The sequence below is a fragment of the Amycolatopsis mediterranei genome (genome assembly GCF_026017845.1).
Lineage (GTDB): Bacteria > Actinomycetota > Actinomycetes > Mycobacteriales > Pseudonocardiaceae > Amycolatopsis > Amycolatopsis mediterranei.
Genome location: NZ_CP100416.1, coordinates 5,653,958 through 5,676,224, shown reverse-complemented (window position 1 = coordinate 5,676,224; position 22,267 = coordinate 5,653,958). Strand labels below are relative to the sequence as shown.

Below are 22,267 nucleotides of genomic sequence, written 5' to 3'. Positions count from 1 at the left end.
CCGTCCGAGGAGCCCCGGCATGCCCGATCTGCTGCACATTTCCGCGTCCCCACGAGGGGAAGAGTCCGCATCGCTGCGCCTGGCAGCTACTTTCCTGGACACCTACCGCAGCCTCCACCCGGACGCCGACGTCGACGAGTGGGACCTCTGGGACGGCTCGCTTCCCGCGTTCGGCCCGGCCGCGGCCCGCGCCAAGATGACCGTCTTCGGCGGCGGGACCCCGCAGGGCGGGGAAGCCGAAGCCTGGGCGGCCGCGCAGGCGGCGTTCGCCCGGTTCGACGCCGCCGACCGGATCCTGTTCAGCGTGCCGATGTGGAACTCCGGCGTGCCGTACGTGCTCAAGCAGTTCGTCGACGTCGTGTCCCAGCCCGGCTGGATCTTCGGCGTCGACCCGGTCACCGGCTACCGGCGCCTGCTCGAAGGCCGCGGCAAGCGCGCCGCGGTCATCTACACCAGCGCCGTGTGGGCCCCCGGCCTCGGCCCGGAGTTCGGCGCCGACTTCCAGTCGCCGTTCTTCACCGGCTGGCTGAACTGGACCGGCATCGACGACGTCACCGAGGTCCGGTTCCACCCCACTCTCACCGGCGACGCCCGCGAACTCGGCCGGGTCGCCGACGCGGCCGCCCGCGACGCCGCCAAGACCTTCTGAAAGGGAAAACCGTGACCGAGACCATCGACCGCGAAGCGGTCCGCGCCGGGCTCGCCGACGGCACCCTCGTCCTCGTCGACGCGCTGCCCGAGTCCTCCTACACGACACAGCACCTGCCGGGAGCGATCAACCTCGTCGCCGGCGACGTCGCGGCCGAGGCGCCCCGGCTGCTGCCGGACAAGGCCGCCGCGATCGTCACCTACTGCTCCAACCCCGCCTGTGCCAACAGTGGCCAGGTCGCCGCGCAGCTGGCCCGGCTGGGCTACACCGACGTCCGCAAGTACGCCGCGGGCATCGAGGACTGGGTGCGCGCCGGCCTGCCCACCGAAAGCGGTCAGCCCGCCTGAGTCAGGTCCGTGGCCGCCGCCAGTTCGGCCGCGACGTCGGCGATCGACCGTACCGCCGGGTTGTCGTTGCCCGGCACCCACACCAGTTCCGTGCGGGCGACATCGCCCTCCAGCGGGACGAACGCCACGCCGGTGCGGCGGAGGCTGTGCGACGAACGGGCCAGCCGGGTGACGCCGACCCCGGCCGCGACCAGCCCGAGCAGGCCCTGCACGGTGGCGGCCCGCTGCACCACCCGCGGGGTGAAGCCGGCCGCGGCGAAGTCGGCGTCGTAACCGCGGTGCCACGGCTCCCAGCTGCCGCGCGGGGTCAGCACCCACGGTTCGTCCGCCAGGTCGGCCAGCTTCAGCGAGGCCCGTCCGGCCAGTGGGTGGCCGGTGGGCAGCACGGCGCACACCTCTTCGGTCAGCAGCGTCCGGGACACCAGGTCGCCGACCAGCGGCGGCCGGGTGAACGCCAGGTTGAACCGGCCCTCGCGCAGGCCCTCGACGAGCTCGGCGATCGATGCCTCCGCCGTGGTCACCGCCAGCCCGGGAAACCGCTCCCGCACCGCGCGGACCACCGGCGGCAGCAGGTAGTTCGCCGTCGTCGCGAGGAAGACGAGCCGGACGTCGCCGATCTCGCCGCGCACCGCCCGCCCGAGCGTCGCGACGGCTTCCTCGGCGCGCGCCAGCACCGCCCGGGCCTCGGGCAGGAACAGCCGGCCGACGGCGGTCAGCCGCGCCCCGCGCGCGTCGCGGTCGAACAGCCGGACGCCGAGGGCCCGTTCCAGCACGGTGATCTGCTGGGACAGCGACTGCTGCGCGAGGTGCAGGCCGGCGGCGGCGCGGGTGAAGCTGGTCGCCTCGGCGACGGCGACGAAGTAGCGGAGCTGCCGCAACTCGGGGGTCACAGGCTCAGACTGTAGCCGCGGCAGGACATCGGTGTTGGCGCCGCGGCCGTGATCATCCCCAGGATGGAAGGGAGGAAAGCACTGGGAGGAAACGAAGATGACGAACACCGACGGCCGCGTCTGGCTGATCACCGGCTGCTCCGCCGGCTTCGGCCGGGAGATCGCGCTGGCCGCACTGGCCGCGGGCGACCGCGTGCTGGCCACCGCCCGCCGCCCGGAAACCCTCGAAGAACTGCTGGACCGCGGCGGCGACCGGCTCCGGACCGCCGCACTGGACGTCACCGACGCCGGGCAGATCGATGCGGCGGTGAAGGCCGCGCTCGAGGCGTTCGGCCGGATCGACGTCGTGGTCAACAACGCCGGCAACGGCTCGGTCGGCGCGGTCGAAGAACTCACCATGGACGAGCTGCGCGCGCTGCTGGACGTGATGTTCTTCGGCGCGGTCGCGGTCACCAAGGCGGTGCTGCCGCACCTGCGCGCGCAGGGCAGCGGCACGGTCGTGCAGATCAGCTCGATGGGCGGCCAGGTGTCCCTGCCCGGCTTCGGCGCCTACTGCGCGGCGAAGTTCGCCCTGGAAGGCATGTCGGAGGCGCTGGCCGCGGAGGTGGCGCCGTTCGGGGTCAAGGTGCTGATCGTCGAGCCGGGTGCGTTCCGCACCGAGTTCGGCGGCGGCCGCATGCACCGCTCCCGCACGATCGACGCCTACGCGGTGTCGACCGGCGGAACGCGCGAAGCGGTCGAAAACATGGACGGCACCCAGCCCGGCGACCCGGCCAAGGCGGCCGCGGCGATCGTCCAAGCGGTCGGCAGCGACGACGCGCCGCTGCGGCTCGCGCTGGGCGCGGACGCCGTCGAAGCCATCCGCGCCCACCACGAGACCGTCGCGGCGGACCTGGCCGCCTGGGAGGAGGTCAGCCGGGCCACCGCACTCGACTAGGTCTCAGCCCTGTGCGTCCTGCAGCACGCCGAGGACGTTGCCGTCGGCGTCGGTGAAGGTCGCCACCAGGCGCCCGTTGCCGACGTCCTTCGGCTCGTCCTTGACCGTCCCGCCCGCCGCGGTCACCTCGGCGAGCTTCGCCTCGATGTCGTCGACGTGCCAGTAGGTCACCGGCCCGGTCATGCCCTGCTGCGCACCGTTCGGCACCAGGCCGATGTGCTGGCCTCCGGCGTCGTAGCCGACGTAGTAGGGCGCGTCGGCCTGCGGCTCGATGCCGAGCAGCGCGGAGTAGACGGCCTTGGCGGCGGCCAGGTCGGTGACGGGGTGCAGGACGGTCTTGATCCCCTGGGTGCTCATCTTCGGTGCTCCTGAAGTCGTGGTCTGCGGTACGGGTACGACGCTATTCCCGGCCCGTTGACCAGCGCTTCTCGATTCCTGATCGGTTGGTGCGGCCACCGCCGCTACACTCCGGACCGGCATCCGACGGCGATGGGGGGACCGCGGTGAGCGGGAACAGGGTGTTGGTGACCGGGGCGAGCATCGCGGGACCCGCGCTGGCCCATTGGCTGCGGCGGCGGGGCGCCGAAGTGACCGTCGTGGAACGGGCCCCCGGGCTGCGTCCCGGCGGGCAGGCGGTGGACGCGCGCGGGGTGGCCAAGGAAGTCATCAAGCGGATGGGGCTGGACGCCGCGGTGCGCGCGGCCCGCACCGAGACCGCCGGCGCGCACACCGTGGACGTCGACGGGAACGTGCTGGAGACCTTCAGCGCCGAGGACAACGGCGGCGACGGCTACATCGCGGACATCGAGATCCTGCGCGGAGACCTGTCCCAGGTGCTCCACGACGACACGTGCGACGAGGTCGAGTACGTCTTCGACGACCGGATCGCCGAACTCGGCCAGGACGCGGACGGGGTCGACGTCACCTTCGCGAAGGGCGACCGGCGGCGCTTCGACCTGGTGATCGGGGCGGACGGACTGCACTCCGCCCTGCGCGGGATGGTCTTCGGGCCGCGCGAGCGGTTCCTCCGCCACCTCGGGCTCGTCCTGGCCTTCTACAGCGTGCCCAACGAGTTCGGGCTGGAGCGCTGGATGATCGACTACCAGGAGCCGGGGTCCGGGCGGTCCGCCGGCCTGCGGCCCCTCAAGGATCCCACCCGGGCGATGGCCATGCTGTCCTTCCCGGCGGACGGCTTCGACGTCGACCACCGCGACATCGAAGCGCAGAAGAACCTGCTGCGGGAGCGGATGGCCGGCCTGGGCTGGCAAGCCCCGCGCATCCTCGCGCACCTCGACGACACCCCGGACTTCTACCTCGACCAGGTCGCCCAGGTGGTGATGGACCGCTGGTCGGCCGGCCGGGTCGGGCTGATCGGCGACGCGGCCTTCTGCTCCTCGCCGATGTCCGGCGCGGGCACCGGCCTGGCCCTGGTCGGCGCCTACCTGCTGGCCGGCGAACTGGCCGCCGCCGGGTGGGACCCCGAGGCCGGGTTCGCCGCCTACGAGACGCGGATGCGGCCGTACGTCGAGGCCAACCAGGAAATCGGCCGGCTGCACGTGCAGAGCCGCGACGGCGCCGCCGCGCACGCCGAGCCCGACATGGAGGCGCTCATGCCGCTGATCGAGCGGGCGCTCAACGGCGTCGAGCTGCCGGACTACGCCGGTGTGCCGGACTCCGCGAATCCGGTCAGTCCAGCAGGGCGGTGAGCACTCCGTCGAGCAGGCGGACGCGGCGGTCGGCGATGCGGTGGACTTCCTCGTCGTGGGTGGCCACGATCACCGCCGCCCCCTCCGCCGCACACCGGCGCAGCAACCGCAGCACCCGGGGCGTCGAGCCGGCGTCCAGGTGTGCGGTCGGCTCGTCGGTGAGCAGGACCCGCGGCCGGCCGGCGACCGCGCGGGCCAGCGCCACCCGCTGCTGCTGCCCGAACGAGACCTCCAAGGGGTAGCGGTCGCCGAGCTCGCCGATGCCCAGCTCGTCCAGCAGGCCGGCGACCCGTTCGGCGATCGCCGAGCGCGACGGGCGCGGGACGTCCGAGCGCAGCCGCAGCGGCAGGGCGACGTTTTCGGCGATCGTCAGCTCGTGGGCCAGCCCGAGCGCCTGCGGCAGCACCGCGCAGGTGTGCCACGGCGGCGCGCCGCTGATCGGGACGCCGTCGAGCAGCACGCAGCCGGAGTCGGGGGAGTCGAACCCGCACAGCAGCGCCAGCAGCGCGCTCTTGCCCGACCCCGACCGGCCCGACACCGTCACCAGCTCACCCGCGCCGACCCGCAGTTCCAGCCCGCGCAGCACCTCGATGTCCCCGCTGGGGTGGGCGAAACTGCGACGCAGCCCGACCGCTTCCACGACTGTCATGCCGGCAGCTCCCGTTCTTCGACGCCCTCGAGCGCGCCCTTGTGCAGCCGGGCCACCCGCGCGCCGAGGTCGATCAGGCGTTCGTCGTGGGAGGCGACCAGGACCGCGAAATCCTGGTCCACCAGGTACCGCAGCGTGTCCAGCACCAGGTCGGCCGACGCCTCGTCCAGCTGCGACGTCGGCTCGTCGGCCAGGATCACCGTCGAGCGCGCGGCGAGCACGCACCCGAACGCCAGCCGCTGCTGCTGCCCGCCCGACAGCGCCGGGATCTTCCAGCCGCCGGTGCCGGCCAGGCCCAGCTGCCCGAGGATGTCGTCCGGGTGGCACTCGGTCCCGGCGGCCTCGGCCGCGGCGTGCAGGTTCTCGGCCACGGTCAGGTAGCCCAGCAGGTTGTCGCCCGGGTTCTGGAACACCAGCCCCAGGTGGTGGCGCCGCAACGCCCGCCGCTCGCGGTGCTTGAGCTTGCGGACGTCGGCACCCTGGAACGTCAGCGTGCCGCGCGCGGGCGGCTCGAACAGCCCCAGCACCCGCAGCAGCGTCGACTTCCCCGACCCCGACGGGCCGGCGAGCACGGTCATCCCGCGCGCGGGTACGTCGAGGCTGACGTCGTCGACGCCGGTGACGACCCCGGTGGGCGTCGGGTAGTCGACGCCGATGCCGCGCAGGGAAAAGATCGGTTTCTCAGGCACGGATCAGCTCCGCGGTCCGGGCGGTGCGCACCGAGCGCACCGCGATCCAGCCGGCCAGCGCGACCACCGCCACGCCGATCACGACGACGGTCAGCACGAACGGCAACGGATCCGGCAGCTCCGAACGCGGCGCCAGGAACGTCGCCGGGTCGAACCGGGGCACCGACAGGCCCGCCACCGACACCCCGCAGACGACGCCGACGACGATCGCCAGCCCGCTCAGCGTCCCCAGCTCCATCAGGTGACTGGCCAGCAGCGTCCGCGGCCGCATGCCCATCCGCAGCACCAGCGCCCCGGCCAGCGCGTTCTGCCGCCGCCGGACTTCGACCGCCACCAGCAGCGCCAGGATCGCCACCACCCCGAGCACCGCGCCCAGCAGCGCGACGAACGAGAACGTCCACGACACCACGAAGAACGGCAGACCGTCCAAAGCGGACTCGCGGCTGATCCGGTTCGGGATGAACACCCCGGCAGCGCGCAGCGCGGTGGTCGCCTCGGCCATCGGGGCCGTGGTCAGCACGCTCCACTTCGGAATGCCGTCCAGCTGCGCGTGGCTGAGCACCGTGCGCGAGACGACGTAACCGGGGGAGGTGCCGATCATCGGGAACACCGGCAGGTCGCCGGCGACGACCGCGGCGGGCAGGTCGTCGGGCAGCCGGGCGTCCTGCTTGGCCGTGTGCCCGACCCGGATCACCGGCGTGCCGCGCGGGTCCGGGTGCGAGATCTTCTCGAGCAGCCCGGCCAGGTCGTCGCCGGGCACGCGGTCCACCGCGGCGCCGCGGGCGAACGTCGCCGGGTCGATCACCAGCACCACGCTGCCGGTCCCGGTCAGCTCGCCGACCACCGTGCTGGTCCCCGCCAGCGACGCGGGCATCGGGACCTGGCCCATGCCGATCGGGCTGTCGGTGTCCAGCCGCGCGTTGCTGCCGACGAAGATCGCCGATTTGGTGTCGAGGGCTTCCTCCTGGCCGTCGGCGATGCCGATCCCGGTGGCGAGCGTCCCGATGGCGAGGGTGCCGATGACGAGCACCCCGGTCACCGGGGCGCGGGCGCCGGCCAGCCGCCGGATCGCCAGCTGCAGCGCCGGGCGCGACCAGAACCGGGCGCGGTGCGAGGCGTGCAGCGCCAGCCACGCCAGCCGCGCGGTCAGCAGGCCCACGGTCAGCACCACGAACACCGGGTAGGTCAGGGCCAGCGGGTCCACCTGCGGCAGGGGGTTGCCCAGCCGGGACGTCGTGCCGTAGTGCGCCAGGCGGGTCCAGCCCAGCCACGCCATGCCCGCGGCCGCCAGCTCCCACGGGAAGTACGCCAGCAGCCGGATTCGCCGGCCACGGCCGCGGCGGATCCGGCCGAGCTCGAACTCCCGGTGCACCCGCACCGCGACGACCAGCGCCAACAGCGCCAGTGACACGGCCAGCGTCACGGCCGCGACGCCGGCGGCCCCGAGTTCGGCCGTCGGATCCGGGGCGCCGGGCGGGCCGTACACGCCGAGCAGCAGCCGCGCCGCGATCGCGCCGGCCGCGCCGCCGAGCAGGATCGGCAGGCCCAGCTCGGCGACGGCGAGCCCGCCGAGTGCCGCCGGGCCGCTGCCGCGCGCGGAGAGCAGCCGCAGCTGCGCGTGCCGCCGCTGGTACCACTGCAGGGCGACGGTGCCGAGGCCCGCGCAGCCGACCAGGACGCTGATCAGCGCGAGCGGCAGGATCGAGACGAACACGTTGTCCTGCGCCTGGCGGGAGATCTGCACCGAACGCTGGAACGTCGGGACCTCGGCGGCGATCAGCGAACCGAGCCCCTGGGCGGTCAGGTCGGCGCGGACGTCGGCGACCAGGTCCTGCGAGCGCTGCAGGAGGTCCTCCGCCGCGCTCAGCGTCGTCGGCGCCGGCTCGTAGAAGGAGACGTGGAAGTACTGCATCGTCGGCAGGCCGATCGCCTTGATCGTGTCGTCGAAGGTCTTGCGGTCGGTGGCGAAGACGATGGAGTCGATCGGGTCGTCCACCAGCCGGTCGATGACGGCGCCGGACTGCTGGGAGCACCACCACCGCGGCGGCGGGTCGAGCAGGTCGCCGTAGATGCCGGTGACCGGCGGCAGCGGAACGCCCTGGAGGCTCGGTTTGGTGCCGACGCCGATGTGCTCGGCGCCGGCCACCACGTTGCCCAGCCACAGTCCCGGCGCACGCGTGCCCTGCTGCAGCGTCAGGTTGTCCAGGCCCACCTGGTCGCGGTAGCCGAGGCGGATCTTGTAGTGCGGGTCGCCGTTGAACTCGGTACGCGGGAGCACGTTCGTGAACTGGCCGACGACGGGCGCGCCGAACCCGTGCGCGCCGGCGTGCCGCCGGATCGCGCCGGTCACCGCGGGGATGTCCCGCACCGGCATGTTGCCCTTGCCGAACATCGGGCCGTAGCTGTCCGGGCAGGTGATGCCCGTCTGGTACCGCACCGTCGCACCGCCGGCCGCGGACGCCTGCAGGACCGCGGCCGTGCCGAGGAAACACGCCAGCAGGGCGGTCACCGCCGCCACGACCAGCGTCAGCGGGCTCGAGAGGGCGGCCTTCGGGGCCGCCCGCCACGGCTTCGTCACTGTGCGTCGTCCATTCTTCCCCCACGCCACCCGCATGGACCAGGACGCTACCGGGCACCCCGCGCGGTTGGAACGTTTTTGTCATGATCGTTGCTCACCCCTTGTGTTCGCGTCGAGGGGTGGCCCCCGAGCAATCATTGCCGCCATCCGGCCGGTTTAGTGGTCTAGACCCTTGACGTGCTGATTGGTCTGATCCAATCCTGAACGCGTTCCCGCCGTGCTCCGCCGCCGCACGGCTCCCCGCCGGCTGTGGAGCGCAGATGCGTCGACACAGATCTTTCGCCCGATTGTCCGTTTCCCTGGCCCTGGCGGCGTTCTCGGCCGGTTCGCTGGTCGCCGCGGCCGGCACCGCCCACGCCGCCACGCCGCTGCCCGCGCACGTCTTCGCGCCGTACTTCGAAGCCTGGACCGGCGAGAGCCCCGCCGCGCTGGCGCAGCAGTCCGGCGCCAAGCACCTCACGATGGCGTTCCTGCAGGCCGCCACCAAGGGCTCCTGCACGGTGTACTGGAACGGCGACACCGGGATGCCGATCTCCACCGGCACCTTCGGCGCCGACATCGCCACCATCCGCTCCCGCGGCGGCGACGTGATCCCGTCCTTCGGCGGCTACACCGCCGACAACACCGGCACCGAGATCGCCGACAGCTGCGGAGGAGCCGACTCGATCGCCGCCGCCTACGAGTCGGTGATCACCACCTACGACGTCCCCCGGCTGGACATGGACATCGAGGACAACTCGCTGACCAACACCGCCGGGATCGACCGCCGCAACAAGGCCATCAAGAAGGTCCAGGACTGGGCCGCGGCCTCCGGCCGCCCGCTGCAGATCTCCTACACCCTGCCCACGACCACCCGCGGCCTCGCCGACAGCGGCCTGAACGTGCTGCGCAACGCCGTCACCAACGGCACCCGCGTCGACGTCGTCAACATGATGACCTTCGACTACTACGACAACGCCGCCCACGAGATGGCCACCGACACCCAGACCGCCGCGAACGGCCTGGTCTCGCAGCTGGGCGCGCTCTACCCGGGCAAGACGCCGGCGCAGCTGTGGGCGATGGTCGGCATCACCGAGATGATCGGCGTCGACGACTTCGGCCCGGCCGAGACCTTCACCACCGCCGACGCCGCCACCGTCTACGACTGGGCCGTCGCCAAGGGCATCAGCACCCTCTCCTTCTGGGCGCTGCAACGCGACAACGGCAGCTGCCCCGGCGGCGCCGCGGCGGACAACTGCTCCGGCATCGCCCAGGACACCTGGTTCTTCAGTCACGCCTTCGAGCCCTTCACCGGCGGCACTTCCTTGCCCGGCAACGACTTCTCCCTCACCACCGCCCCCGCCTCGGCCGCGGTGGACCCCGGCGGCTCGGTGACGGCGACGGTGACCACCGCCGTGACGTCCGGCTCCGCCCAGCAGGTCACGCTGTCGGTCACCGGCGCGCCCGCCGGCATCACCGCATCGGTCAGCCCCGCTTCGGTGACCGCCGGCGGCAGCGCGACGCTTTCGGCCGGCACCACCTCGGCCGCCGTTCCCGGCAGCTACCCGCTCACCGTGACCGGCACCGCCGCCTCCGGCCGCCACAGCACCACCTTCACCCTCACCGTCAAGGGCACTCCGCCCGCGGGCGGAGTGGTCAACGGCGGCTTCGAAACCGGTGCGCTGAGCCCGTGGACCGCCCCCGGCGACGCGATCGTCGCCGCACCGGCCCACTCGGGCACCCACGCGCTGCAGGTGACGCCCTCGGCGTCGGCCACCGGCGAGGCGGCGCAGAACGTCACGCTCGCCCCGAACCACTCCTACACGCTCACGGCGTGGGTCCAGGGCAGCTACGCCTACGTCGGCGTCCGCGGCGGGGCCACCGCGAGCGCGTGGACCTCGAGCAGTGGCTGGACGCGGCTGTCGGTGCCGTTCACGACCGGCGCTTCCGGTGCGGTGACGGTGTACGTCCACGGCTGGTACGGCCAAAGTGCCGTCTACGCGGACGATTTCTCCCTCGGCTGAGGCTTCCGGCGGCGGCCCGGTTGGGCAACACGGAGGTTGGCCGGGCCGCCGCCGGGCGCGAGACTGCGGGGGACGATCTTTCGCCAGCCAGGAGGAACCGATGCCGCACATCCCGCTCGACCCGCAGCTGCCCGGCATCCGGTCGCTGATGGCCTTCCGGCCGGAGACCGCCGTCCCGCTCAACCACCTCGCGCAGACCTTGCTGCGCGGCCCGAGCAGCCTGACCGTCGGCGAGCGCGAACTGATCGCGGCGGTCGTCTCGAACGGCAACGAGTGCCGCTTCTGCCACGGCAGCCACGCGGCCGCCGCGGCCGAGACCCTCGACGGCGGCCGCGCGGTGGTCGACGCGGCCTGCGTCGGGATCGACGACGCACCGGTGGGGGAGAAGATGAAGGCGCTGCTGCGGATCGCCCTCGCCACGCGCGAGACCGGCCGCGCCGTCACCCCCGAGCTCGTCGCGGCGGCCCGCGCGGAAGGCGTCACCGACGTCGAGCTGCACGACACGGTCCTGATCGCCGCCGCGTTCTGCATGTTCAACCGCTACGTCGACGGCCTCGCCACGGTGGCCCCGGACGACCCGGCGGTCTACGCTCAGATCGGGAAGGTCCTGGCCGCCGAAGGCTACGGCCGCTGATCCCGGATTTGCGGCTTCGGATAGGCTCCCGCCGTTGAAGGGGGGAAACTTCGATGGCGAAATTCGTGCGGCCCGCACTGTGGACGGTCGGGGTGCTCGCCGCGGGCGGGTTCGTCTTCTGGCTGCTCCTGGCGCTGAACATCCCGTACAAGAGCACCGCCGCGCCGGACACCACGCCCGGCACCGTCCCGGTGACCACCCCGGCGAGCACCACGGTCCTGCCGTCGGGCCCACCGTCGGAAGGGACCGCGTATGTCACCGACGTCCGGCCGGGCCCGGACGACCACAGCGCCGTGCTGCACGTCAACCTGCCGACCTGCGCCGACGCACCGCACACCCAGGTCACCGAGGCCGGCGACCGCATCGACGCCGGCGTCCGGTACCGGCCCCGGCCCGATCCGGACTGCAAGCAGGCCTCGGCCGACTTCCCGTTCCGGACGGCCGCACCGATCGGGGAGCGGCCGGTGATCGTCAACGACGCCGAAAGCTGGGGACTGGTGTCCGGCGGCTGGAAACGGTGCGACCGGTACGTCGGCTGCCACCCGCCCGCCGACCACTGCGACCCGGCGTATGTCGGGCAGCTGGAGTTCAGCGCGGAAGCCGAATTCCCCGGTACCACGCGGGCGTGCGACCAGAACTGGCTGGTCCACGATCTGCAGCGGCACAGCGGCCAGGCCGCGACGCGGGTCGCCTACCGCTGGGCGGGCAGCTTCTGGGAGAGCTTCGCCGGGGCCAAGGGCGGCGGCTGCGCCGAAATCCTGGCTGTCGAACCGAAGTTCCCCACCGCTCTCTGCGAGCACCTCAGCCCGCCTGGGTGACGGTGATCGCTCGCCGCACTCGCCCGGCCACCGTGCGCGGCCGATCCACTCGGGCTCGGCCACGGCGACGGTGGATTCCGGGAAACGGAAGCGGTTTGGAAGCCGGATCCCGCAGAATGCGGGGGAACGCGAAGGAGCTCATCGATGAAACGTGCTGTAGCTGCCGCTTTGCTCACCGCGGCCGCGCTCGTCGTGCTCGCCCCCGTGGCGTCCGCGACGAATGACCCACAACCGGTCGGCGGGATGGGCGGCGGTCCCTACATCGGCGACGTGCCGCAACCCGGTCCTGGGGGCCGGTGACCACAGAGGTCACCGCCGGACGCCCGTTTCAGGGCACCAGCACGACGCGGCCCGGGCTGCTCCACGCCCGGGCCGCGTCCTGCAGCGGGGCGCGCTCGTAGCCGGCCGTCAGCGCGCCCGCCATCGTCTGCGCCACCACGGTCAGCAGCGCTTCGCGGCGCTCGTCGGTGGTGAGTTCGTTGTTCGTGTAACCGTGGATGCGCAGCGACCGGCTGCGCAGGACGGCCGAGGGGACCGGGCACACCTCGCCGGCCGCGCTGCCGAGGTTGATCAGCCGTCCGCCCGGGCGCAGGGTGCGCAGCGCCGCCGCGGCCGGGAGCCCGCACAGCGGGTCGATCACCAGGTCGACCGGCCCGGCCACCGCGCCGAGCCGCTGTGCCAGCGCTTCGGCGTCTTCGCCGTCCTCGAGCCGGACCGTGCCGTCGGCTCCGAGCCGGCGGGCCCGCGCCAGCGCCGCGTCCGACCGCGCGCACGCCACCACCCGGCCGGCTCCGGCCACCCGCGCCAGCTGGACGGCCGACTGCCCGACCACGCCGCCCGCGCCGAGCACCAGCACCGTCTCACCCGCGGCGAGTTCTCCCTTGCCCGTCAAGCACATCCACGCCGCGACCGCGGACAGCCCGAGCGCCGCGACGAGGGCGTGATCGGCTCCCTCCGGCAGGGCGACCACGTCGGCGGACGCGGCCACGGCGCACTCGGCCATGCTGCCGTCACCCGGGCGCATGCCCGCCGCCGTGGCGAACCAGACCGGCGCCCCCGCTGCCACTCCGACGCCCTGTACTCCTGGCACATAGGGCGTGGCGGGCACGCCGAAGTAGGACGTGCCGGACGCGCATAGCAGGTCGAGCGGGGTGATCGGCGCCGCCGTCACCCGCACCGCGACCTGACCGGGCCCGGGAGCCGGCTCCGGCCGTTCGGCCACCACCGGGGGCTGCCCGGCCGTCCGGACCTCAGCCGCGCGCACCGTCGGTCACACCGGCTGCAGGACGAAGTCGTACCGCGCTTCGAGCCACGGCTGCGCCGATTCGCCGCCGTCCGGCGTCGGCCCGGGCTCGCGCGGCTCGAACGCGACCACCAGCTCCTGCTTCGTGCCGAACACGACGTCGCTGTCCAGGTACTGCGCACCCTCCTGGAACAGGTGCGTGATCAGCGGCTCGAACCCGGCGGCGTTGATCAGGAAGTGCACGTGGGCGGGCCGGAAGTGACTGATGTCGGTGTCCCGGACGAGCGCGCCGACCGGGCCGTCCATCGGGATCGAATACCCCTTCGGCGCGATGGTGCGCAGGCAGTAGGTCCCGTCGGCGCGGCTGGTGTACTTCGCGCGCAGCCGGGCCTCGTCGACGTCGGCGACCTGCGACTCGTACGCGCCTTCCTCGTCAGCCTGCCAGACGTCGAGGACCGCGCCGACGACGGGGAAGCCGTCCAGGCCGCGGACCGTGCCGGTGACGTAGAGCGGCGTGCCGGGCAGGCCGTCGGACATGTCGCCGCCGAACTCCTTCTCCGGCGAACCCTCGATGTGGAAGGGGCCGAGCACGGTCGCCGGGGTCGCCTTCGCGTCGAAGGCGTGGTTCATCTGCACCACCAGCATGCTCAGGCCGAACACGTCGGAGGCGAGGATGAACTCCTCCCGCTTCTCGTCGCTGATCCGCCCGGTCTCGGTCAGCCACCGCATCGCGGCCATCCACTCGGTCTCGCTCAGCCGCACTTCGCGGGCGAAGGCGTGCAGGTGGCGCACGAACGCGGCCAGCACCTCCGCCGTCCGCGGGTCGTGCGCGCTCGCCCAGCGCTGCGCGGCGAGCTCGGTGATGTTGTCCTCGGTGACCAGCTGCATCGGCGTTCCTCTCACGCGTGCGGATCCGGCGGGACCGACCGGTTGTTCAGGTCGACGGACAGGAAGATGTCGTTCGCGACGGGGTGGCGCAGCTCCTCGGCGAGCTGGCCGATCAGCCCGGCGGTCCGGGCCAGCAGCGCGAACCCGCGCAGCAGCTCCAGCGGCAGGCCGAGGTCGGCGAGCGCGGCGCCGCAGACGCCGGCCCCGTTGAGCGGCAGCGTCTTGCCCAGCACCCGTGGGTGCACCCGGCCGATCGCGGCGAACAGCTCCAGGTGCGGGCCGCGCAGGCCCTCCTCGTCGGCGATGGCGAACAGCCGCGGGGTGCGCGGGTCGCCGTCCTTGTGCACGTGGTGCCCGAGGCCGGGGACGAACTTCTTTTCCGCACGGCGCTTTTCGACGGTTTCCAGCGCGAGCGCGTCCCACTCGCCGTCACCGGCCGGCCGGGTGTCCACTTCGGACAGGACGTCGTGCAGGAACCGGCCGCAGTCCTCGGTGACGCCGAGGAACCGCGACCCGCCGCCCAGCAGGCCGGCCGCCAGTGCGCCCTGGACCGAGTCCGGCGCGGACAGGTACGTCAGCCGCGTGACGATCGCGGTCGGGGTGAAGCCGTGGTCGGCCAGCGCGGCGAGCACCGCCTCGAAGACCCTTGTTTCCCCTTTGGACGGACGTCGCTGCGTCGCCAGCCAGAAGGCGAGCTCGCCGAACCCGACCGTGCCCATGACGTCCTCGGCCAGGTCGTGCCCGAGCAGCGTGATCTTGTCCGTTGTGGACGCGCCGAGGGCGGTTTCGTAGACCGGGTCAGCCATCGGCGGCCTCCGTCAGCCACGCCCGCAGTTCGGCGCCGTGTTCGTCGAGCTCCGGCGGCGGCAGCCGGTAGCCGGCCGGGGTCGCCGAGAACCGGATGGGGTGGCGGGTCGTCGGGACCGCGCGGTCGCCGTCGCCGACCTCGACGATCGGGTCGAGGCCGAAGCGTTCGGCCATCGCGAACCCGCCGTCGATGGTGTTGATCGGTCCACACGGGACACCGACCTTCGTCAGCGCGTCGAACCAGTCGACGGCACCGCGTTTCGCCAGCCGCTCGACCAGGATCGGCCGGAGCTCTTCGCGGTTCTTCGTGCGGTCGGCGTTGCGGGCGAACCGCGGGTCGTCCGGGACGTCGGGCAGGTCGAGCACTTCGCACAGCCGGCGGAACTGCCCGTCGTTGGCCGCGGCGACGATCAGGTCGGCGTCGGCGGTCGGCAGCGGTTCGTAGGGGAACACGCTGGGGTGGGCGTTGCCCATCCGGTACGGCACCACGCCACCGGCGGCGTAGGCCGAGCTGTGGTTGACCAGCCCGGTCAGCGCCGAAGACAGCAGGTTGACCTCGACGTGCTGGCCCGCGCCGGTCGCGTCGCGGTGCCGCAGTGCGGCCAGGATGCCGATCACCGCGTGGTTGCCCGCCATGACGTCGAACACCGAGATCCCGGCCCGGTACGGCGGGCCGTCCGGATCGCCGGTCAGGCTCATCAGGCCCGAGATCGCCTGCACCATCAGGTCGTATCCCGGCACGTGCGCGCCTTCGCCGGCTCCGAACCCGCTGATCGAGGCGTAGACGCTGCCCGGGTTGGCCTGGCGGACCGTCTCGTAGTCCAAGCCGTACTTGGCCAGGCCGCCGGGCTTGAAGTTTTCGATCAGGATGTCCGCGCGGGCCGCCAGTTCGCGGGCGACGACGGCGTCGGCCTCGTCGCGCAGGTCGAGCGCGATGGACCGCTTCCCGCGGTTGACGCCGAGGTAGTAGGTCGAGACGTCCCCGCGCACCGGCGGCATCCACGTGCGCGTCTCGTCACCCTGCGGGCCCTCGACCTTGACGACGTCCGCGCCCAGGTCCGCGAGCAGCATCGTGGCGTACGGGCCGGCCAGCACCCGGGAGAAGTCCGCGACCAGCAGCCCGGACAGCGGGCCGGGGGGTGGTTCCACGCGACGCCTCCACTCGTGTCCGCCTGTCGGACTAGTGTCCGCAGTTTGCTCCCGAGTGCCGTCGCGGTCAAGGCAGCTTACTCAGAGGCGACTTGGGCAAGGCAGTGTCAAGGCAGTGCGGGGACGGTGACGTGCGGGACGCGGTCCAGCCGCGCGAAGTCCGCGCCGATCTCGCCGGCGGTCTGCAACAGCAGGGGCAGGTGGTGCTCCAGCAGCTTCTCGACCGAGGTCTCGGCGGCGTGGCAGTTGACGTTGACCCCGGCGATCACCCGCCCGGACCCGTCGCGCAGCGGCGCGGCCACCGACCGGATGCCCAGCGCGAGCTGCTCGTCGGTGAGCGCCCAGCCGCGGGCTCGGACCTCCCGCAGTTCGGCGTCGCGCTCGGCGCGGTCCGGCTGCCAGCGCGGCACCAGCCCCGACCGGGACGCCTGGGCCAGCACCGCGTCCAGCTCCGCCGGCGGCAGCGCGGCCAGCTGGACCTTGCCCAGCGACGTCGGCAGCGCCGGGAACCGGGTGCCGATCTGCACGCTCAGGCCCACGATCTTCGGCACCGCGACCCGGGCGACGTAGACGATGTCCGACCCGTCGAGCTGGGCGATCGAACACGACTCGTTCGTGCGCGCGACCAGCCGTTCCAGGTGCGGCCGGGCGACGTCCCACAGGCCCATCGACCGCACGTAGGCGACGCCGAGGTCGAGCACACGCGGGGTCAGGGCGTAGCCGCGCCCGTCGGTGCGCACGTAGCCGAGTTCTTCGAGGGTGAGCAGGATCCGGCGGGCGGTCGGGCGGGCCAGGCCGGTGGCGCCGGCCACCTCGGCGAGCGTCATCTCCGGCCGGTGCGGCCCGAACGCCGTGATCACCTCGAGCCCGCGCGCCAGCGCTTCGATGAAATCGGGACCGGTGCCCTCGCGTGGCATGCGCGACCTCCCTCTGCAGTCCTGCCCGCAGCGTAGCCGGGGGGATTGACACCGGCGCGGCACTGGGCAAAGGTGACTGCGCCCATCGATTGTCCGTACAGCGGACGAGTGTACGCAACGGAGGCAGTCATGTCCGGATCGATCGTCCTGCGGGGTGGCACGGTGCTGACCTTCGACGACGCCCGCAGCGTTCTCCCCGGCGAAGACGTCCTGGTCGAGGGCGACCGGATCGCCGCGATCGGACCCGCGCTGGAGGTCCCGGCGGGCACGACCGAGATCGATGCCTCCGGCGGCATCGTCATGCCCGGCATGATCGACACCCACCGCCACCTGTGGCAGACGGCCATGCGCGGCTACGGCGCCGACTGGACGCTGACCCAGTACTTCGTCTGGTACTACCTCGAATGGGGCAAGGTGTTCCGCCCCGAGGACATCTACGCGGGCAACCTGCTCGGCGCGTGGGAAGCCCTGGAAGCCGGCGTCACGACCACCGTCGACTGGTCCCACGGCCTGCAGACCACCCGGCACGCCGACGCGGCGGCCGACGCGCTCGAAGCCGTGCCCGGCCGGTTTGTCCTCGCCTACGGCAACATCCAGGACGCCCCGGCGAACTGGACGGCCACCGGGGAGTTCCGCGACTTCGTCTCGCGGCGCACGGGCGGCGACCTCGGCTTCCAGCTCGCCTTCGACGTCACCGGCGACCCGGCGTTCCCCGAGAAGCCGGCCTTCGAAGTGGCCCGCGACCTCGGCGTGCCGGTGACCACGCACGCCGGCGTCTGGGGCGCGACCGGCGACGACGGCATCCGGCTGATGTACGACCACGGGTTCATGACCCCCGAGACGATCTACGTCCACGGCGCCTCGCTGTCGGCCGACTCCTACCACCGCATCGCCGCCACCGGCGGGTCGGTGTCGGTCTCGACCGAAAGCGAGCAGAGCGCCGGCCAGGGCTACCCGCCCACCTGGGCGCTGCGCAAGTACGGCATCCCGGTGTCGCTGTCGATGGACACCTCGGTGTGGTGGAGCGGCGACCTGTTCTCGGCCATGCGCGCCACCCTGGGCGCCGACCGGTCCCGGGAGCACCTGGAGGCCCACGCCAAGGGCGAGACGGTGACGCACGCGGCCCTGCGCGCCGAACAGGTGGTGGAGTGGGCCACCCGCGGCGGCGCCGCGGCCTTGGGCCGCCCGGACCTGGGCAGCCTCGAAGCCGGCAAGAAAGCCGACGTCGTGCTGCTGAAGAACGACGACTCCCCGGTGTCGTTCCCGCTGCTGAACCCCTACGGGCACGTGGCGTTCCAGGCCCAGCGCGCCGACGTCCACACCGTGCTGGTCGACGGCCGGGTGGTCAAGCGCGACGGCAAGCTGGTCGGCGTCGACCTGCCCGCCGTCCGGCGGCGCGTCGAGGAGACGGTGGAGCACCTGCGCACGCAGCTGGGGGAGGAGGCGTGGCGGCAGGGGATGAACCCCGACGTCCCGGAAGCCAAGATCCTCGACAACCCGTACACCTACACCGACTACCAGAGCGAGACCACCCACGGCGGCTGAGCTACCGTTCTGCACCGTGGTCCAGGTCTTCGTCCAGCCCGCATACGGCACCGCGGACACCCGCCGCTACGGCGCGGAATCCCTCGACCGGATGGTGGCCTTCCGCGAGCTCGCCGACCTGCTCGAGCCCGCGGACCTCGCTCGCCTCGACGCCCTGCACCCGGGCGGCCGGGCCCGGTTCTGGGGCGCCAAGGACAAGTACGACCGCCGGATGGACACCGTGACCACCGGCGACGTCGTGCTCTTCACCGGCCGCAAGCACGTGCAGGCGACGGCGGAGGTGGGCCACGGGTTCCGCAACCCCGCCTTCGCCCGTCGTCTCTGGAACCCCGACCCGGGCAAGTGCCTGTTCAGCAACGTCTACAGCCTGCGCCGCTACCGGCGCGTCGAGCTGCCCTACGAGGCGATCTGGGCACTGCCCGGGTTCAACCCCGGCGACAACTTCATGGGCCTGCGGTTCCTCGACGAAGCGAAGTCCGCCGCGGTGCTGGGGCTGCTTTCCGGCGCTTCCGCGCACTGAGCACGGCGCTCAGCAGCGCGGCACGACTCAGCAGCGCGGCACGACTCAACAGCGCGGCATGACGTCGTCGAAGGACGCGCAGTTGTCCTGGTACCAGGGGCTCGACTGCCACTGGTCGGCCGTCAGGATCCGGGACGTGTCGCCCGCGACGAACTTCCAGGGGCCGTAGTAGGAGTTGCTGAACCAGTAGTTGCCCTGGTCGCGGGTGATGGCGTCCTGGACGAGCGTGCCCTTGTACGGCGACCAGGACGGGTAGGTCCCGTAGTTGGACAGCAGCGCCATCTTGCCGCAGACCCCGTTCGTGCAGCCGGCGGCGACCGGGTCGAAGCGGAACGTGTTGTCGTGCACCTCGACCAGCTGGGTCTTCCAGCGGCAGTCGTCGTACAGCGGCGGGGAGGCGATGCCGGGCGCCGAGCACTGCGTCCGGTCGGTGACGAGCTTGGTACAGGTGTTGATCGAGGTGTTGGCCGGGCTGTTGCAGAACCGGTCGGCGTTCTCCCACGCGGTGATGCCGGACCAGTTGTCCTCGAAGGTGTTGTCGTAGATGTCGATGAGGTGCGTCCGGGCCGGCACCCGGGGCTCGCCGCCCGACTCGGACAGGTAGACGCTCGCCACCGGGAAGTTGTCACCGCGGTCGGCGCGGCGCTTGCCCGCCACCAGGCTGTTGCGGCGCAGGACGTTGTCGCGGAACACGAGGTTGTAGCTGATCTCGTAGAACAGCGCCTCGGCGTCGTTGTCCTCGATGAGGTTGTTCTCGATCAGGAAGTCGTTGTTGTCGGTGTCGGCCCAGAGTCCGGCGCCGTGGTTGTGGTGGATCCAGTTCCCGCGGACGTCGGCCTTGTCGACCACCCAGAACTTGACCCCGCCGCTGCAGCCGCACCCGGGACTGCGCGTTTCCCAGTCATCGGTGTTGTTGCCCGAGATCTCGTTGCCTTCGATGATCAGCGCGGTGAGCGTGCTGTCCGATCGGTAGGCGTTCATACCGTATTGCCCGTTGTTGCGCAGACAGCTGTGCCGCACCTCCTGGCGGGCGCCGGCCATGATTCCCGCGCCTTTGTTGTTCTGCACGGTGGTGTTTTCGATGATCCAATGTTCGCCGGAATCGTGGTTCACCACGCCCTGGTCCTGCGGGGCGACGAAGTTCTGGATCGTCAGCCCGCGGATCACCACGTCCTTCGCCTGCTGGGTGAAGGCCGCCCGGTTGATGCCCTGCCCGTCGAGCACCGCGCCGGGGGCACCGAGGTAGACGTCGCCATCCTTGGGGATGATTTGCCCGTACGGGTCGGTGGCCAGCGTGTGCGTGCCCGGGGGCAGCCAGAACGTCGTCCCGGGCGGCGACTCCTGCGACTTGTGGTAGAGGTCGCCGGGGACCGCGGCGTCGACGGTGACGGCGCCCGCGGGGGCCGTCATGTTGGCCAGTGGCTGGTGATCGCACACCGGTCCGGGGGTCACCTCGGCGGCGGCCACCGCCGGGCCGGGAGACACGACGAACGCGGCCAGCAGAACGACAGTCAGAATGGATCTGATCGGCGACATGCCGTGAACCTACGCAATTGACCGCGCAACGGCTTGGGCCGAACGAGTCCATTCATGCGCTTTTCGGGTGTACCAGGTAACCCAAAAAGCAGTGATTACTCCACGACTGTGAATACCGTGGGAACAATCGGTGGACAGTTCTGTTATCGTGGCCCCGCGGTGCTCGTGGCCGGAATTCCCCGCCGAGGCGGGGCTTCGGGACGCGCATCCGGCGCCCCGCGGGTGGGCCACCTGCCGCGTTCCGGGCAGCCGGCCGGCCGAACTCCGCGGCCGTCGACCGGCCGACGGCGGCCGGGCCGCCCCGCCGCGGCGCCGATCTCCGCACCGCGGTCTTATCCGCTAAACGGAGGACTACCTGAGCGAGTGATTTACCGCCATTCATTCCGGCCACTGCCGCGGCGGCGAACTAGGCTGGTCCGACCCCATTCCCCGGCTGTCCTCCACATGGTGCGTTGGCCGCACCGATCGGGTATTTGCGCAGGTCAACGCCGCATCGGAACCCCATGGGGGCGGTAACGTCACCTATCGGACAGAACTTCTGCCCCGGCGTCCGGGCCCCGAATGAAACCCGGTTGCCGCACTCAGGAAGGAACCCCGAGAAATCATGTCCACATTGCGACGACTGGCTGTCGCCGGCGCTTTCGCGTTGCCGCTTTCCCTCGTCATCGCCGGCCCGGCGACGGCGCATCCGCTCGGCTGGCCGAACGACTCCTGGAGCGCCGAAAGCTCCAGCAGCTGGGCCGGCATCGGCGGCGCGGGCACGACCGACACCGACGAAGGCTCGACCTGGTGGGGACACCACTGGTCGGATTCGGACGCGGCCGTGGCCGGGATCGGCGGCGCCTACGTCACGCACAACGGCGAGTCCGGCGACGACGGCTGGAACCACGCCTGGCACCACCCCGCGCACAACGGCTGGCAGGACGGGGACGACGACGACTGCGACTACGACGCCGGCGACCAGCACCACTACGTCTACGGCGACAACGACGACGCCCCCGACGTGGTCGACCACCACCACCACGTCATGAGCCACCCCGACCCGGTGAACCAGGAGCCGGTGGGCTACGTCGCCCACCCGGTCTACGACGCCGACGACGATGGCGCCGACGACGTGGGGTACTACGCCGAGCAGCACTCGGCGGGCGTGGACGGCGCGACCTCGGCGCACGTCGTGAGCCACGCGGGTGAGCACCACGCGACGTACGACGCGGAGAAGTACACGGCCGGCCCGCACGGCGCATCGTCGGAGGGTGCGCACGCGCTGGCCGTGCCGGACTACGCGGGTTACCACGCGTGGTACACCGCGGCGGGTGTGGGCGGTGCCGCGGCGCACTCGGTCACGGCGGTGGCCGACGCCACGGACCACGACAACGTCTGGGCCGACCACGACGCGGACAGCGACTACGACTACGACCGGGGCTGACGTTCCCGGTCACAGCCGAGGCTGAGCGAGCCGGGTCCGCACCGCGCGGACCCGGCTCGCTCCGTGCGTGAAAGCGTTCAGGGCGGCTTCCCGGCCGGACCGGGACAGCCAGCAGGACCTTGTAGCACCGCGCTTGCCGGGCGATGGCGAAGGCCGCCTCGACCAGCGCCGCGCCCACGCCCGACCGCCGGTATTCGGCAGCGACCACCACGTTCTCGACGAGCATGAACGACCGTGCTCCCCGCGTGAGGTTCGGCAACGTCGCACCATCGATCGGCCCTGGTCGTGATCGTCCGGTACACACTTTGCCCGTACGGGCAGCCGGGCGTACCCGAA

23 protein-coding genes are annotated in these 22,267 nt (G+C 72.1%); 11 read left to right on the top strand and 12 right to left on the bottom strand.

Features of this window, described 5'->3' with window-relative positions; genetic code table 11:
- The first annotated feature begins 19 nt into the window (after nt 1–19).
- Nucleotides 20–649, top strand: a complete 630-nt coding sequence (locus ISP_RS25360; protein WP_013226698.1) for an FMN-dependent NADH-azoreductase — start codon at nt 20–22, stop codon at nt 647–649.
- Nucleotides 650–660: 11 nt separating this feature from the next.
- Entirely contained in the window at nt 661–996 is a 336-nt protein-coding gene (locus tag ISP_RS25355) for a rhodanese-like domain-containing protein (RefSeq protein ID WP_013226697.1), read from the top strand.
- Here ISP_RS25355 and ISP_RS25350 read toward each other — a convergent pair.
- Nucleotides 984–1,886, bottom strand: coding sequence for a LysR family transcriptional regulator (locus tag ISP_RS25350; RefSeq protein ID WP_013226696.1), 903 nt, complete (start codon nt 1,884–1,886; stop codon nt 984–986). The genes ISP_RS25355 and ISP_RS25350 overlap by 13 nt on opposite strands.
- 97 nt (nt 1,887–1,983) lie before the next feature.
- Here ISP_RS25350 and ISP_RS25345 point away from each other — a divergent pair, with 97 nt between their 5' ends.
- Entirely contained in the window at nt 1,984–2,823 is an 840-nt protein-coding gene (locus ISP_RS25345) for an oxidoreductase (RefSeq protein ID WP_013226695.1), read from the top strand.
- Between the two features lie 3 nt (nt 2,824–2,826).
- Here ISP_RS25345 and ISP_RS25340 read toward each other — a convergent pair whose 3' ends face one another.
- A complete protein-coding gene (locus ISP_RS25340; RefSeq protein ID WP_013226694.1) occupies nt 2,827–3,180 on the bottom strand; it encodes a VOC family protein in 354 nt (117 codons plus the stop codon).
- Nucleotides 3,181–3,326: 146 nt separating this feature from the next.
- Here ISP_RS25340 and ISP_RS25335 point away from each other — a divergent pair, with 146 nt between their 5' ends.
- Entirely contained in the window at nt 3,327–4,529 is a 1,203-nt protein-coding gene (locus tag ISP_RS25335) for an FAD-dependent monooxygenase (protein ID WP_176742146.1), read from the top strand.
- Here ISP_RS25335 and ISP_RS25330 read toward each other — a convergent pair.
- The 3 genes from ISP_RS25330 to ISP_RS25320 are packed head-to-tail and all read right to left on the bottom strand — an operon-like array spanning nt 4,510 to nt 8,445.
- Complete coding sequence (locus tag ISP_RS25330; RefSeq protein WP_013226692.1) at nt 4,510–5,178, bottom strand: ABC transporter ATP-binding protein; 669 nt, start codon at nt 5,176–5,178, stop codon at nt 4,510–4,512. The two genes, ISP_RS25335 and ISP_RS25330, sit on opposite strands and share 20 nt — an antisense overlap.
- Nucleotides 5,175–5,867 carry an ABC transporter ATP-binding protein gene (locus ISP_RS25325; protein WP_013226691.1) on the bottom strand — a complete coding sequence of 231 codons (693 nt, stop codon included), beginning with the start codon at nt 5,865–5,867 and terminating at the stop codon, nt 5,175–5,177. The genes ISP_RS25330 and ISP_RS25325 overlap by 4 nt, the downstream gene beginning before the upstream one ends.
- A complete protein-coding gene (locus ISP_RS25320) occupies nt 5,860–8,445 on the bottom strand; it encodes an FtsX-like permease family protein (RefSeq protein ID WP_013226690.1) in 2,586 nt (861 codons plus the stop codon). Before ISP_RS25320 ends, ISP_RS25325 begins: the two co-directional genes overlap by 8 nt.
- Nucleotides 8,446–8,705: 260 nt before the next feature.
- Between ISP_RS25320 and ISP_RS25315 the strand changes: the two genes are divergently transcribed.
- The 4 genes from ISP_RS25315 to ISP_RS25300 all read left to right on the top strand — a co-directional run bounded on the left by ISP_RS25315 (nt 8,706) and on the right by ISP_RS25300 (nt 12,200).
- On the top strand, nt 8,706–10,448 hold the full coding sequence (locus ISP_RS25315; protein ID WP_049878146.1) for a glycosyl hydrolase family 18 protein: 1,743 nt from the start codon (nt 8,706–8,708) through the stop codon (nt 10,446–10,448).
- A gap of 100 nt (nt 10,449–10,548) precedes the next feature.
- Nucleotides 10,549–11,082, top strand: a complete 534-nt coding sequence (locus tag ISP_RS25310; protein WP_013226688.1) for a carboxymuconolactone decarboxylase family protein — start codon at nt 10,549–10,551, stop codon at nt 11,080–11,082.
- A gap of 53 nt (nt 11,083–11,135) precedes the next feature.
- On the top strand, nt 11,136–11,900 hold the full coding sequence (locus ISP_RS25305) for a hypothetical protein (protein WP_013226687.1): 765 nt from the start codon (nt 11,136–11,138) through the stop codon (nt 11,898–11,900).
- Nucleotides 11,901–12,044: 144 nt separating this feature from the next.
- Nucleotides 12,045–12,200 carry a hypothetical protein gene (locus ISP_RS25300; protein WP_155258932.1) on the top strand — a complete coding sequence of 52 codons (156 nt, stop codon included), beginning with the start codon at nt 12,045–12,047 and terminating at the stop codon, nt 12,198–12,200.
- A 28-nt stretch (nt 12,201–12,228) separates the two neighbouring features.
- Here ISP_RS25300 and ISP_RS25295 read toward each other — a convergent pair whose 3' ends face one another.
- The 5 genes from ISP_RS25295 to ISP_RS25275 all read right to left on the bottom strand — a co-directional run bounded on the left by ISP_RS25295 (nt 12,229) and on the right by ISP_RS25275 (nt 16,904).
- Complete coding sequence (locus ISP_RS25295; protein WP_230468345.1) at nt 12,229–13,164, bottom strand: quinone oxidoreductase family protein; 936 nt, start codon at nt 13,162–13,164, stop codon at nt 12,229–12,231.
- A 6-nt stretch (nt 13,165–13,170) separates the two neighbouring features.
- The gene (locus ISP_RS25290) at nt 13,171–14,031 is read right to left on the bottom strand and encodes a dioxygenase family protein (protein WP_013226685.1); all 861 of its coding nucleotides are present in this window, start codon (nt 14,029–14,031) and stop codon (nt 13,171–13,173) included.
- 11 nt (nt 14,032–14,042) lie between these two features.
- Nucleotides 14,043–14,837 (bottom strand): citryl-CoA lyase, encoded by a 795-nt coding sequence (locus ISP_RS25285; protein WP_013226684.1) that lies wholly within the window; start codon nt 14,835–14,837, stop codon nt 14,043–14,045.
- Entirely contained in the window at nt 14,830–15,987 is a 1,158-nt protein-coding gene (locus tag ISP_RS25280; RefSeq protein WP_013226683.1) for a CaiB/BaiF CoA transferase family protein, read from the bottom strand. The genes ISP_RS25285 and ISP_RS25280 overlap by 8 nt, the downstream gene beginning before the upstream one ends.
- A 107-nt stretch (nt 15,988–16,094) precedes the next feature.
- Entirely contained in the window at nt 16,095–16,904 is an 810-nt protein-coding gene (locus ISP_RS25275; RefSeq protein WP_013226682.1) for an IclR family transcriptional regulator domain-containing protein, read from the bottom strand.
- Nucleotides 16,905–17,033: 129 nt separating this feature from the next.
- Here ISP_RS25275 and ISP_RS25270 point away from each other — a divergent pair, with 129 nt between their 5' ends.
- On the top strand, nt 17,034–18,449 hold the full coding sequence (locus ISP_RS25270; protein WP_013226681.1) for an amidohydrolase family protein: 1,416 nt from the start codon (nt 17,034–17,036) through the stop codon (nt 18,447–18,449).
- Nucleotides 18,450–18,465: 16 nt separating this feature from the next.
- A complete protein-coding gene (locus ISP_RS25265) occupies nt 18,466–18,969 on the top strand; it encodes a hypothetical protein (protein WP_013226680.1) in 504 nt (167 codons plus the stop codon).
- Between the two features lie 45 nt (nt 18,970–19,014).
- Here the strand turns inward: ISP_RS25265 and ISP_RS25260 are convergent, their stop codons facing one another.
- Nucleotides 19,015–20,505 (bottom strand): right-handed parallel beta-helix repeat-containing protein, encoded by a 1,491-nt coding sequence (locus ISP_RS25260; protein ID WP_013226679.1) that lies wholly within the window; start codon nt 20,503–20,505, stop codon nt 19,015–19,017.
- A 604-nt stretch (nt 20,506–21,109) separates the two neighbouring features.
- On the opposite strand from ISP_RS25260, the gene ISP_RS25255 reads away from it, so the two are divergent.
- Nucleotides 21,110–21,931 carry a hypothetical protein gene (locus ISP_RS25255; protein WP_013226678.1) on the top strand — a complete coding sequence of 274 codons (822 nt, stop codon included), beginning with the start codon at nt 21,110–21,112 and terminating at the stop codon, nt 21,929–21,931.
- Here ISP_RS25255 and ISP_RS48295 read toward each other — a convergent pair.
- Nucleotides 21,846–22,157 carry a GNAT family N-acetyltransferase gene (locus ISP_RS48295; protein WP_071831583.1) on the bottom strand — a complete coding sequence of 104 codons (312 nt, stop codon included), beginning with the start codon at nt 22,155–22,157 and terminating at the stop codon, nt 21,846–21,848. The genes ISP_RS25255 and ISP_RS48295 overlap by 86 nt on opposite strands.
- Nucleotides 22,158–22,267 lie beyond the last annotated feature (110 nt).